Raw genomic sequence first — 12,391 nt, 5'->3', positions numbered from 1 at the left:
GGAGTATTTTGAGGTATGATATAATTCAGTTTGGTGATAGAATATGATTATTTTTAAAAATGACTGGCAAGCATTGCTTGCCACTGAATTTCAACAAGAATACTACCTCCATTTACGTCAGTGTTTAATTAAAGAATATCAGACCAAAACAGTATACCCTGACAAATATAATATTTTTAACGCCCTTCACTATACTGCGTACAACGACGTAAAGGTAGTCATCCTTGGTCAGGACCCCTATCATGGTCCAAATCAGGCTCATGGTCTTAGCTTCTCAGTAAAACCCGGAATTGCACCGCCGCCGTCTCTGCTTAATATTTACAAAGAGCTGCGGGATGATTTGCAGTGCTATATCCCGAACAACGGCTACTTAAAAAAGTGGGCTGACCAGGGTGTACTCCTGTTGAACACTGTCCTTACCGTTGTGGCTGGCCAAGCTAACTCGCATAAAAATTTAGGCTGGGAGCAGTTTACCGATCGGATCATTAGTTTACTGAATGAAAGGATCGATCCGATTGTGTTTATTCTCTGGGGCAGCCATGCCCAATCAAAGAAAACGCTAATAACCAATGACTACCACTACATTATAACCTCACCGCACCCCAGCCCGCTATCGGCCAGCAGGGGATTTTTCAAAAGTAAGCCTTTCTCCCGCACAAACAATACTCTACAGTCTATTGGCAAAACCACTATCGATTGGCAGATTGATAATCTGTAGATCAAGAAACCTTGACCCCTCTTCAGAAGCTGCACCATTCATCACTCGGTTAATTTGAAGCTAAGGTGACTTGATTAGTTTCAACCGATATTCGGGGCTTTAAATACGAATAAAAACAGCCTTAACCTCGTTACCGGAGTAATCCGCCATGAGTTTAAAGCTGTTTTTTTGCGTAGGACGCAGGGACGGTGGTTGTGTCTTATGCCATATCCTACTATTTCTTTTACTCGGTATTTACCGGATTCTTAACGGTAAGAATCATGATTCAAAGGGTTTTCAACAAGATGCTGACCCCGTCCCCTCTATTGCAATAATACTATCATTTACGAAGCTTAGGTGAATCCAGCCAAAACCCTGCTACAGCCAATTTACTGTTTTCCTCAACGACAACAGTCCTGACAACAACCTGCTGTTCTTGTGTATATGTGGCAAAATACGTTAAAATCTTGTATTGATCCTTTTTATCCAGGCCAACGAACTGCTTAGAGACATAATCGCCTATTTTTGCTTTAACAGTAATATTCAGTGCGTTAAATTGGGCTTCAGACAGCTCTGCTTTCATTTGTTGGTTAAAGTTCTCCGAAAACATCAGGTAATTATTTTCATTCAGTCCTTTTAACACGCCGTCTGTAATCAAATTTGCCTCATCAAGAAACTGCTCTCCGTCCGCACCACTGGCAACAACCGTGCTGGACAAAGTAATTAATAACAGCAATACAATTAATAGGTATACCTTTTTGACATTCATCGGCTCATTCCCCCTATTTCTATTTATTGGTTAAATTGGCTTTGTCCACGGGAAATTCCTTTACTGCAATAAGCAGCTCTGCCAGGTAGGCTGCCACTCGCCTGGCAATAGGGGATTACCCCTGATGCCGGCATGGACTACCCGCCGTTTAGCAAAGGCCGACACAGTGGTTCGTCAGCAGCAGCGCCAACCGTCAGGGCATACTGCTGCGGATTCATCGATGCCAGAATCTGCTTTAATTTTGTTCCCCGCAAGCAGCGTTCACCTCACTTTTCCCCAGCTCGGCCACTTGCAGCAACTGTTTTTCTATATCGGTAAATACAGCCTGGGCAGCCTGGAAATCCCGGTCATCAGGGTGCTTGGCGGCTTCTTGATAACGAGCCAGCCGCTCAGGCGTAACAGCATGCGGATGGTTCCCTGGCATACTTTTAAACTGTTCAATTAACCGGGGATCAATTTTCCCCTGGCAGATAAAGGTTCCAACAAGCCGGTTACCGGCATCCAGGAACGCAGCTGCATTCTTCAGACTGTCGGCAGCATGTTCTGAATCAGGATAGGCCCCCAGCGTGGCAAATAATGCGACAGACTTACCCTGAATTGTCTTAAGGAAATCCTGCGCCTTTTTATCGGCAGTCCCTCTGTCAACCCAAAAGCCAACTGCCACAAAATCATACGCTGCCGGTGACGGCGCTGTTTCAACAGGAAACAGTTCAGCCGCTGAACCAAAAACCTCATGAATGGCCTCCGCCACTTTTCTCGTATTACCGGTTAAACTGGAGTAAACAATTAGCGTCTTCATTGTAAATACCTCCCCAAATTTATCATTCACTGTATTTTTTTAATCCCCGGGCCCCCCACAGCAGTAAACTTAGCCCCATTAACGCCAATATCGCAGCATTGCCGGCAGCCTGGCTATTCCATACCACCCGCCGCATCAGGCTATTGGCAATACTCAGTGGCAGTACCGACACAACGGCCTGCAGGAAAACCGGTAAGTTCTGGATAGGGAAAAAGGAACCACAGAAAAAAACCATGGGCGTGATTATAAAATTATTAACAAGCGATATTTCATCAGAATCGGCAATAACCAACCCCAGGGCAATACCCAGAGCAGCAAAACAAAAAGCAGATAACACCAGCCCGGTTATAGCAATACCGGACAGTGCCGGGACGCCAAATGCCAGCCAGGCGACCCCGTACACCAGTCCTCCCATTATTATACCGCGAGTTATGCCGGCCAGGGCAATACCGCCAACAATTTGCAGTGCCGGTACAGGGCTTAAAAAAACGGTTTGAAAGGTATGAAAGTATAAACGCCCGGCACTGACAGACAGGGAGGTCTGCTGAAAAGCATTGAGCATCACAGTCAGGCTGACAATTCATTCATTTACTATCGCCGCCACCCGCTGTCGTGGTTTGATAATACCATACAGCCTGGCATAGGTAAGCAATGCCTCCTGCACAGTGAATTCCCGCTCCAGATTATTGTCCTGGGCTACCAGGGCAATAACCGGTTTAATGGCCTGCCGTTCCCTGGCACTATCCTGTCCGAAGATAGCCAATTGGCCGGAATCAGGCCGGCAATCAGTTTCATCAGCGTGGTCTTCCCTGCACCGTTCGGACCCAGCAACCCAAATATTTCACCTGCGGTTACTGTGAGTGAGATGTCGCATAATACCTGCTGCTCACCATACGTTTTGCAAAGTCGGTACAGCCTTAGGGCCGTATCAGGCTCCCGGGGCCAGACAGCTGTCATGTGGGAAACAAACAAGATGTGAGCTACCTCCTTGTTCAACCGTCATAACCGTAGTTTCAACCCCATATAATGACCGCAGATTCTCCACAGTAAATACCTCTTTCACCGGCCCGTCAGCAAAAATCAGACCTTCTTTAACTGCAATAATGCGCTGACTAAACCGGGCTGCATGGTTTAAGTCATGCAGCACCATAACAACAGTAAGCTGCATATCCTGATGAAGCTTGCGGATCAGCTTCATTAACTCCAACTGGTGATGAATATCCAGATAGGTTGTAGGCTCATCCAGCAGCAGCAGGCGTGGCTGCTGGGCAAGCGCCATAGCTAGCCAGGCCCGCTGCCGCTCACCGCCTGACAAGCTGTCCAGACGGCGCTGCTGCAAATCCTGCATACCGGTAGCTGCCAACCCAGCCGCCATATAGTCCTTATCAGCACCTGTCAGCTGTGCAAACATTTTTTTATAAGGCATGCGCCCATAAGCCACCAGATCACAGACTGTCATATCTCCCGGGGCATGCACTGACTGAGGCAGTATTGCCATAGTTCTGGCCACCTCCTGGGGCGGCAGCCGGTGAATATCCCTGCCATCCAGCAAAACACACCCTGCTAAGGGAACCAGTAACCGGCTCAGGGCCTTCAGCAGTGTCGATTTACCTGAGCCGTTCGGGCCAATAATTGAAATAACCTCCGGTTTATCAAGCACAAGATCTATTGCCGGAGCAATCACTTTGCTGCCATAACCAAGTTTAATGGCGCGAGCCTCAATGGTATGATTCATCGTCCCATCCCCTTCCGCAGTAAATATATAAAGAACGGAGCCCCCAGAAACGCCATAAAGATTCCCACAGGTACCTCAACCGGGCTGAATACAGTGCGGGCAACCGTGTCGGCAGCTACCACCAGCGTGGCTCCCAACACCGCTGCGCAGGGCATCAGGTACTCGAAATCGGAACCGACCAGCATACGGGTTATATGAGGAACAATCAGTCCGACAAAGCCCAGCAGGCCGGCCACACTAACGGCGGAAGCAGCGAGCAAGGCTGCCAGCACCACCAGGGTAAACCGGGCTGTCTCCACCCTGATCCCCAGCCCTTTAGCCACTTCGTCCCCTAATTGCAGGGTATTGAGATAACGGTAAGACAACACCGCCCCCAGTATACCGATAAAGCTGTAAGGCAGAATCATTCTGACATGATCCCAGCTGCGGCCCTGAAATCCACCGGCCATCCAGTTAACGGCCCCCTGCACCTTATCAGAATGAAAAACCATAAGCGCGCTCATCCCGCCACCAAAAAACGCCGCCAGGGCCACCCCGGCTAAAATCAGCCGCAACGGCTGCACACCCCGGTCCCAGGACAGTAGAAACACAATTCCGGCCGCCACCAGCGCCCCGGCAAAAGCAACCGCAGGCACCAGAGCTGTCAGCCCTGGCCACAAGATCATCACAGCCATCGCGGCCAGCCCGGCTCCGGCCGATACTCCAATAATGCCGGGGTCAGCCAGAGGATTGCGCAACACCCCCTGCAGGATGCAGCCGGCCAAAGCCAGGTTTATCCCGGTTAAAGCACCTACTATTACCCGTGGCACCCTGATATTATAGATGATTTGATAATATTCATTCCCCGCCGCCGGGCCGCTAAATACCTGCCAGATATCATACATACTGACTGGTACGGCACCAATTCTGATCCCAATGAACAGTGCCGCCACCAACGCCGCCAGACCGGATATACTGATAACCGACCGCCAGACCGTACGGGGATCTGAGGCTAATTCTCTCACTGTTTAGCCTCCCCCGGAAATAAGAAGCCGGACAAAACGGTCAGCGCTTCACCAACCTGAGTACCTGGATTGACAGCAAATAGGTTATATGGCAACAGGTGAACCTGATTATCCTCAACAGCCTTTAGACCGCGCCAGGCCGGATGATTAGCCAGTTCATCACGGATTTTCCTGCTTGTTTTCTCATCAGGACTATGGGTAATCAGGAAAATCATATCCGGATTTTGCTTAGCAACATACTCCATACTTAGCGGTACATAACCCATCTGCCCACCACTGCTATTTCCCTGATCAGCCACATTCACCGCCCCCAGCCGGTTAACCAGATCGCCAGTAAAGCTACGGGAGGTTGCCATATGAAAGCTTTCCGGTGTCCCCCAGACCACCACAACCTTAGGGGCCGGACGGTCTTTGCTGTTTTTAATGATCGCCTCATAACGTGACTCAATCCTGGCAATAGCCGCAGCGGCCTGGTCCGGTTGACCTGTCAGTTGACCATAAAACTGCAGCGTCTCAATCACTTGCTGATAATTCCCCAGTGCTTGCAGCAAAATGGGAATACCCGCCTTATCCAGCACAGGAATCAGGTTATAGTGAAAAGGCATGTTAACCCCCAGAATCAGATCAGGCTTGAGGGCAATAATCTGTTCAATATCTGGATTGGGCGTAATGCCGACAGCCGGTACCTGCTGCACGGCGGCCTTAACAGCCGGTGGCAGAGCCTCAGTACTGGGGCGGCCTACCACAGTCCCGCCCACTGCATAAAACAGTTCCAGGTTAGATGCGTTTAAAACAATCACCCGCTGTGGCCGGCGGGGTATCTCCACCTGCCTGCCGGCACTATCGGTTACACGATACCGGGCGGCTGCCTGATTCGCTACCGGCTGTGTCTGGCCTTTAAACAAAAACAGTGTGCTGGCAGCCAATAATAAAATGATAATACCAACAGTTATCCTGCTAATTTTCTGACTCATCTTCTACCTCATTCCTGCGTCTGTCACGCTTTTTTTTACAGTCAATCCAACTGGTAAGCTATAGGAATATTCATCGCAATCGTTCTCCCGGCATTATGCACAAAAGGGCAAACCCTCCGTACCAAAGTCAACGCCGCCTCATCCAGAGCAGCCACACCTGAGAAACGAACCACCTGCACGCCTGTCAGAGCTGTCCGCTCAATTGCGGGGGTGACCGAAAAAAACAAAGCCCCGTGCAATATTGACACGGAGCTCTTGGCTCTCTAAGTTTTATGTAGCAGGGCACTCTGCCTTGCATCTTATTTCACTTACCAGCTGCTAATATTCACCCTGGACTCTTGTTTGCTATTACCTATATACTGAATAGCTCCGCAACGTGAGCATTTGATTTCCATATCTTCAGCAATTCCGCAAAACAATAAACGATTGCACTGAAAACAACGTACTTCCGGCAATTTTGATTTGGCCGGCCGTAGGTTTTTAGCTTTCTCCATGTGCATCACTCCAATAACTGAAAGAATATTCACCTAGCAATAAAGCCCCGTGCCTGTATTACCCGTCACGGAGCTCGCATTGGCTCTCTTGTATCTTAGTATATTGATAATGATTATCAAAGTCAACCGTTTTTTTGTAAATATCTCCAATCAATTTAATCAGCCTACTCCCTTTCTGGAATGGCTGGTTTTCGCCTTAATTGTAACAAACCGTACTTTACAGTCTTATTCTTGACAAATTCCTATCATTTTCCTTATAATATAAATGAGAATGATTATTAAAGAGAGCCTTGAGCTCCGTAGTGAAATATTATTTCACGCGGAGTTTATTTTTTTACTGAACATCCGGTCTGAGGCGATTAGGGATACATCCCATGATAAATTATGAAAAGGAGTAATCGCATGCAAGCACCGTCTAACCCCACCGGCAGATTGGGTATAGCAGACTCAAACGAGTGCCGTTGTTCAAAATGCAACAGGCTGCTGTTTAAAGGTCAGGTAAAATATATCGAAATCCAGTGCCCAAAATGCAATTTAGTGCAAACTATAAAAAAAGGGAGATCGCTGCGGCTGATCGCCCTAAACGCCTCCAATGTCGATTTATACTATGCTGCCGGGGGACAATTGATCGGCCGCCCCACTACCATGGCCCTACCACCGGAATTAATGGAGAAAATTAAGGATGTCCCGGCAGTAGGTGAAACTCCCTGCCCCAACATTGAGCAAATTATCGCCTTAAAACCCGACTTAGTCTTGGCAACAGATATCCATTTGCGCCAGCCAATTGTCTCGACCCTAGAGAAAGCCGGTATTCCGGTGTACCTGCAAAGATTGGATAGTTTTCAGCAAATCAGCCAGGCCCTGCGCTTTTATGGAGAACTGACCGACCATCCCGCACAAGCCAGTCAGGTAATTGACCGCTTAGACAATAGATTACAGCAAGCCCAGGCAAAAAGCAAAAATAAGCCTGCCCCCCGGGTACTCATCGTCTGGGGCTCGCTTGAGAACTTCTATATGGCACTCCCCAACAGTTTTACCGGCGACCTCATCGGTCGCCTTAATGCAATTAATGTGGCCGAAGGTGTGGCCACCCAGGCTATGCCGTATGCACCACTGAGTCTGGAGTTTACGGGGCAGGCCGAACCGGACCTGATTCTCCTGATTAGCCACAGCTATGAGCAAAAAGTGAGCGATAAAATCCGTTACGAATTAATGGTTCATCCTGCCTGGCAAAAACTCAAAGCTGTGCAGCAAAACCAGGTATACCAGTTGCCCTATCAATTATTTGCGGTAAATCCCGCCAGCCGGGTAGATGCGGCTATTGATTATCTGTCAAAATTATTTTATCCTGAGCCCCCGGGCTAAGCGCTTTCGGCAACACGAACATTCACCTTTACATCATAAAAAGTACTGCCCTGCCCCTGGTCGGTAAGACGCTGCGAGGTAAGCGCATTGACTGAGCGCTTGCCGGGGGCATGTTTCAGCCACCACACCCCTTCGCTGACAACAATACCAGCCGGCACACTCATCGTAACCGCCAGGTTAAAGGTTACCTCGCCCCGTTCATTATAAGCAATAACAAGCTGCCCGTCTCGGAGCTCCTTGTTTGCAGCATCCTCAGGATTCATCTTAAGCAGCATTTTGTTGGTTTGCGTCAAGTCCTCCCGTTCATTAAATGATGAATTTAATAATCGCATATCGGGGGCATTGACAAGCCAGAAATCAGCATGATCGCCATGGGGCTTAACATACCTGGGCAAAGGCTCGGGTTGGTTTGCATTGAATATCTCGATTTTACCTGAAGCCGTTTTGAAATCAGTCTTATAGCCGGCCGGCAGCGGCAATTCAACCGGGTACCCGGCCCGCAACGCATCCATACGCGTACTGGCCAGCCATTCCGAAGGCTGGTCCAATATACTGTCAACTAAATCATCAGCCGACTGGGTAAAAAAGGGCTGCCTGATCCCCATCGCCGCCGCCAGCAGACAGAATACCTCCCAATTGGATTTGGCCTGCCCGACTGCCGGAATAACCGCCCGGGCACACTGTACGCCATAATGGCCGTATGAGCGGTAAATATCACTATGCTCCAAAGAAGTAGTCGCCGGCAAAACAAAGTCCGCATATTTAGCAGTGTCTGTCATAAAACGCTCATGCACAACAGTAAATAAGTCTTCCCGGACCAGGCCCTGTAGAACCCGGTTCTGATCAGGTGCTATGGCCGCAGGGTTGGAGTGATACACATAAAGACTGTGGATTGGTGGATTGTTTACCTCATTTAGCACCCGGCCCAGTTGATTCATATTGATTGTTCGGACCGGCTTAGCTATGAAATCTTCCCGGGTGATACGCTGCGTAGCAAAGGCGGCACCGGTAGAGGTACTGGCAAATAATCCGCCCCCGGGCTTATCCCAGGCCCCGACAACAGCCGGCAAACAAGTGATGGCCCGGACCGTCATGGCCCCATTACTATACCGGGACAGGCCGCTGCCTAAATGAATATATGGGGCGCGGGCAGTTGCATACAATCTGGCTATTTCTTCAATGTCGGCAGCAGCAATGCCGGTGAGCTCACTGACTGCCGCCGGCCGGTAGTCCGGTAAGACAGTTGTGTTCAGTTCCTCATACCCTTGCACACAGCGCTTGATAAAGTCTTTATCAGCCAGGTTTTCCCGTGCGATCACATGCATCATAGCCATTGCCAGCGCGCCATCGGTCCCCGGCCTGACAAGAATTACCCTGTCGGCAATCCTCGCAGTAGGACTCTCATAAGTATCAACAAGCCATACTCTGGCCCCTTGTTTTTTGGCTGTCTGAATGTCATGCATGATGTGAATATTTGTTGCTAACGCATGGATGCCCCAAAGAATAATGAGGTCGCTGGCATGGATTTCATTCGTATGTAATGCCATCGTCTGGCCCATGACTGCATTCCAGCCGCAGCCTTTGGCCGGAGAACAGATTGTGCGCTCAAGCTGTGAAGCACCCAGACTGTAAAAGAAAGGGTGGCCGGCATTGCGTTGTACAAGCCCCATCGTCCCGGCATAGGAATACGGCAGGATTGCTTCCGCCCCATGTTGAGCAATAATATCCTGCCATTTTGTTGTTATGCCGGCAATCGCCTCTTCCCAGGAGACCGGTTCAAAGGTACCAGTCCCTTTGGCACCGCTTCGGCGTAAAGGTGTCGTGATCCGTTGCGGTGAGTGAACGGTACGCTCATATTGATTCATTTTCGGGCATAATGTGCCTCTGGTAAAGGGATGCTCCGGATCTCCCTGGACTTTAACCACCCTGCTCTCCTCGACTGAAACCAGCAGACCACAGGCGTCAGGACAATCATAGGGGCATACCGAGCGTACAATTTTCATCATCTTTTCCTCCTTAACGTTTCTCCCAGGACATTATCAGACACTATTGTCTCCCCAGATGGAGATTCCAAACTGTATTTTCAGCTTCATTCATTAAAATCCTGCAAGCCCGCAGGATTTCCCCGTAAAAAGTAACCTGCCGGGAACTACCGGCAGGTTACTTTTGGCGCTCTTAACCGCATTTACTGAAACCACAATGCCGGCAAATTACACAGCCACCTTCATGCTCTACCGGCTTACCGCATTCCGGACACTCATTATCCCCGTCCGTAAACACAGTATTTGCTTCAGCCTTATCCCCATTTTGCAGCTTCATGACTTTTTCAATCACCTTGCCAATTGCATCAGGGCATGATAACACCTTCAAATCTTTTTGCCGGATTGTCGAATGACATCTTATCCCTTTTAACTGATCAATGATAGAATGAGCATCCATACCGGATCTCAAGGCGATTGACACCAACCGTGCCGTAGCCTCGGATTGTGATGGGCAGCCACCGGCCCGGCCTGTGTTGGTAAAGACCTCACAGATGCCATGCTGATCATAGTTAACAGTAATAAATATCGTGCCGCAGCCTATCTTAACTTTTTCAGTAAATCCGGTAGTTATATCAGGTCTGGCCCTTGGGGCAAAAAAACCTTGCTTAGTCTCCGCCACGGCATTTTCCGCCAAGGGTGTTTCTTTACCATTAACCTTACCAATATTAAGCACCTGCAAATCCCGGCTGCCGTCCCGGTAAATCGTTACACCCTTGCAGCCTGCTTCATAGGCTAAGTTAAATACATCCTGAACATCTTCCCGGGTAGCTTTATTACTAAGATTAACCGTCTTAGAGACAGCATTATCGGTGTATTTCTGAAATGCGGCCTGCATTTTTACATGACATTCTGAGGAAATATCATGAGCGGTAACAAAAACATCCTGAATGGATAGCGGGATTTCCGGCAGCCCCTTTATGGTTCCGTGGGCGGCAATTGTCCTCATTAACGGTTCAGTATAGAACCCGCCAGCGATAGCCGCTTGTTTAAAAAATGGGTTTGTCTCCATTAATTCATCATTATCCATAACATTCCTAATATAAGCTAACGCAAATAGCGGTTCAATGCCGCTGGAGACACCGGCTAAGATACTTAACGTACCGGTTGGTGCAATTGTGGTTGTCGTTGCATTGCGGAGCCTGAGCCCCTGCTGGTGATAGGTGCTTTGCTCAAAATGCGGGAACACGCCTTTTAGTTCTGCCAGTTCCATAGAAGCCTTTCTTGCTTGCTCCCGGATAAAACCCATCACTTGCTCTGCGAGGAGCAATGCCTGTTGCGAATTATACGGAACCCTCAGCTGGCACAGCAGATCAGCCCAGCCCATAACACCTAACCCAATCTTTCTGGTGCTCTTTGTCATCTGCTCAATCTCAGGCAGCGGATACTTATTCACATCTATAACATTATCCAAAAAATGAATGGCTTTTTTTACAACAATACCAATTCGTTCAAAATCGATTGCCGGTTTATTCTCCTTAGCTATTACCATCAGGCTTAGATTTATCGAACCAAGGTTACAGGATTCATACGGCAGCAGCGGTTGTTCCCCACAAGGATTGGTACTTTCAAAATCGCCCAGCTCCGGTGTTACATTATCCTGGTTCAGCCTGTCTAAGAATATGATTCCAGGCTCACCATTGCTCCAGGCCATATCCACAATTACATCAAAGACTTCTCTTGCGTTTAATCGCCCGGTTACAGTACGATGATGAGGATCGATTAGGTCATATTCCTCATTCTCTGCCACCGCGTTCATAAACACGTCAGTAATGCCAACACTAATATTGAAGTTTGTAATATCGGCGTTGTCCTTTTTAGCAGTAATAAACTCCATTATATCCGGATGGTCGACCCTGAGAATGCCCATATTGGCGCCTCTTCTCGTGCCGCCCTGCTTAACCGCTTCAGTAGCCGCATTAAAAACTTTCATAAAACTAACCGGACCACTGGCAACCCCGCCTGTTGAATTTACAGCAGCCCCTTTAGGCCTCAACCGGGAAAAACTGAAACCTGTGCCACCGCCGCTTTTATGAATCATGGCAGCATTTTTTAGCGTTTCAAAGATATCTTCCATCGTGTCTTCTATTGGCAGCACAAAACAAGCGCTTAATTGCCCCAACGGCCTGCCTGCGTTCATCAGTGTCGGTGAATTTGGCAAAAACTCCAGACTGGACATCATCTCATAGAATTCATCCTCAATAGCCTGTAACGCGGCTGCTGAAACATCTGGGGCATCTGCACCGGCAACAGCTTTAGCAACCCTGCGAAACAATCCGTCAACATCTTCTAACAACTGTCCATGCTCATCTTTTGATAGATATCGTTTTTCTAAAACTTTAATCGCATTGTCTGATAAATTCATACAATAGCCCCCTGACACAACACAAGATTTAGTGTTTATCATTTATCGTGATACAATATATTGTATCGATTATCCCTAAATGCGTCAAGAAAAATATGGTTGATTTTTTACAAAAATGCTCCCGCCATAGTGGCAGGAGCATCTGTTCAC

General features: G+C 48.4%; 14 protein-coding genes. 2 read left to right on the top strand and 12 right to left on the bottom strand.

Translation table 11 applies throughout. From position 1 onward, the window contains the following. Nucleotides 1–43: 43 nt before the first annotated feature. Nucleotides 44–718, top strand: coding sequence for a uracil-DNA glycosylase (locus tag VN379_RS05140; protein ID WP_325531478.1), 675 nt, complete (start codon nucleotides 44–46; stop codon nucleotides 716–718). A 319-nt stretch (nucleotides 719–1,037) separates the two neighbouring features. Here the strand turns inward: VN379_RS05140 and VN379_RS05135 are convergent, their stop codons facing one another. The 10 genes from VN379_RS05135 to VN379_RS05090 all read right to left on the bottom strand — a co-directional run bounded on the left by VN379_RS05135 (nucleotide 1,038) and on the right by VN379_RS05090 (nucleotide 6,472). Continuing rightward, on the bottom strand, nucleotides 1,038–1,466 hold the full coding sequence (locus VN379_RS05135; protein ID WP_325531476.1) for a DUF3887 domain-containing protein: 429 nt from the start codon (nucleotides 1,464–1,466) through the stop codon (nucleotides 1,038–1,040). A gap of 235 nt (nucleotides 1,467–1,701) precedes the next feature. Continuing rightward, nucleotides 1,702–2,265, bottom strand: coding sequence for a flavodoxin family protein (locus tag VN379_RS05130; RefSeq protein WP_325531474.1), 564 nt, complete (start codon nucleotides 2,263–2,265; stop codon nucleotides 1,702–1,704). Nucleotides 2,266–2,287: 22 nt separating this feature from the next. Continuing rightward, nucleotides 2,288–2,827 carry an ABC transporter permease gene (locus tag VN379_RS05125; protein WP_325531472.1) on the bottom strand — a complete coding sequence of 180 codons (540 nt, stop codon included), beginning with the start codon at nucleotides 2,825–2,827 and terminating at the stop codon, nucleotides 2,288–2,290. An 18-nt stretch (nucleotides 2,828–2,845) separates the two neighbouring features. Further along, entirely contained in the window at nucleotides 2,846–3,028 is a 183-nt protein-coding gene (locus VN379_RS05120) for a hypothetical protein (RefSeq protein WP_325531561.1), read from the bottom strand. Beyond that, nucleotides 2,962–3,222 (bottom strand): ATP-binding cassette domain-containing protein, encoded by a 261-nt coding sequence (locus tag VN379_RS25090; RefSeq protein WP_325531557.1) that lies wholly within the window; start codon nucleotides 3,220–3,222, stop codon nucleotides 2,962–2,964. The genes VN379_RS05120 and VN379_RS25090 overlap by 67 nt, the downstream gene beginning before the upstream one ends. Continuing rightward, complete coding sequence (locus VN379_RS05110; RefSeq protein ID WP_325531470.1) at nucleotides 3,194–4,000, bottom strand: ABC transporter ATP-binding protein; 807 nt, start codon at nucleotides 3,998–4,000, stop codon at nucleotides 3,194–3,196. The genes VN379_RS25090 and VN379_RS05110 overlap by 29 nt, the downstream gene beginning before the upstream one ends. Continuing rightward, the gene (locus VN379_RS05105) at nucleotides 3,997–5,004 is read right to left on the bottom strand and encodes an iron ABC transporter permease (protein ID WP_325531468.1); all 1,008 of its coding nucleotides are present in this window, start codon (nucleotides 5,002–5,004) and stop codon (nucleotides 3,997–3,999) included. The genes VN379_RS05110 and VN379_RS05105 overlap by 4 nt, the downstream gene beginning before the upstream one ends. Further along, nucleotides 5,001–5,978, bottom strand: coding sequence for an ABC transporter substrate-binding protein (locus VN379_RS05100; RefSeq protein ID WP_325531466.1), 978 nt, complete (start codon nucleotides 5,976–5,978; stop codon nucleotides 5,001–5,003). The genes VN379_RS05105 and VN379_RS05100 overlap by 4 nt, the downstream gene beginning before the upstream one ends. 41 nt (nucleotides 5,979–6,019) lie before the next feature. Further along, entirely contained in the window at nucleotides 6,020–6,226 is a 207-nt protein-coding gene (locus tag VN379_RS05095; protein WP_325531464.1) for a hypothetical protein, read from the bottom strand. A gap of 60 nt (nucleotides 6,227–6,286) precedes the next feature. Beyond that, nucleotides 6,287–6,472, bottom strand: coding sequence for a Com family DNA-binding transcriptional regulator (locus VN379_RS05090; protein ID WP_325531462.1), 186 nt, complete (start codon nucleotides 6,470–6,472; stop codon nucleotides 6,287–6,289). Nucleotides 6,473–6,874: 402 nt separating this feature from the next. Here VN379_RS05090 and VN379_RS05085 point away from each other — a divergent pair, with 402 nt between their 5' ends. Then, nucleotides 6,875–7,837 carry a helical backbone metal receptor gene (locus VN379_RS05085; protein ID WP_325531460.1) on the top strand — a complete coding sequence of 321 codons (963 nt, stop codon included), beginning with the start codon at nucleotides 6,875–6,877 and terminating at the stop codon, nucleotides 7,835–7,837. Here the strand turns inward: VN379_RS05085 and VN379_RS05080 are convergent. Both VN379_RS05080 and VN379_RS05075 read right to left on the bottom strand, forming a co-directional pair. Further along, nucleotides 7,834–9,840: a molybdopterin-dependent oxidoreductase gene (locus VN379_RS05080; protein ID WP_325531553.1), complete on the bottom strand. Its 2,007-nt coding sequence runs from the start codon at nucleotides 9,838–9,840 to the stop codon at nucleotides 7,834–7,836. The two genes, VN379_RS05085 and VN379_RS05080, sit on opposite strands and share 4 nt — an antisense overlap. A gap of 172 nt (nucleotides 9,841–10,012) precedes the next feature. Continuing rightward, complete coding sequence (locus tag VN379_RS05075) at nucleotides 10,013–12,241, bottom strand: vitamin B12-dependent ribonucleotide reductase (RefSeq protein WP_325531458.1); 2,229 nt, start codon at nucleotides 12,239–12,241, stop codon at nucleotides 10,013–10,015. Nucleotides 12,242–12,391: the final 150 nt, after the last annotated feature.

The sequence above is a fragment of the Sporomusa sp. genome (assembly GCF_035561255.1).
Taxonomy (GTDB): domain Bacteria; phylum Bacillota; class Negativicutes; order Sporomusales; family Sporomusaceae; genus Sporomusa.
Note: the sequence above shows the minus strand (reverse complement) of the source record. Positions and strands in the feature narration are given on the sequence as shown.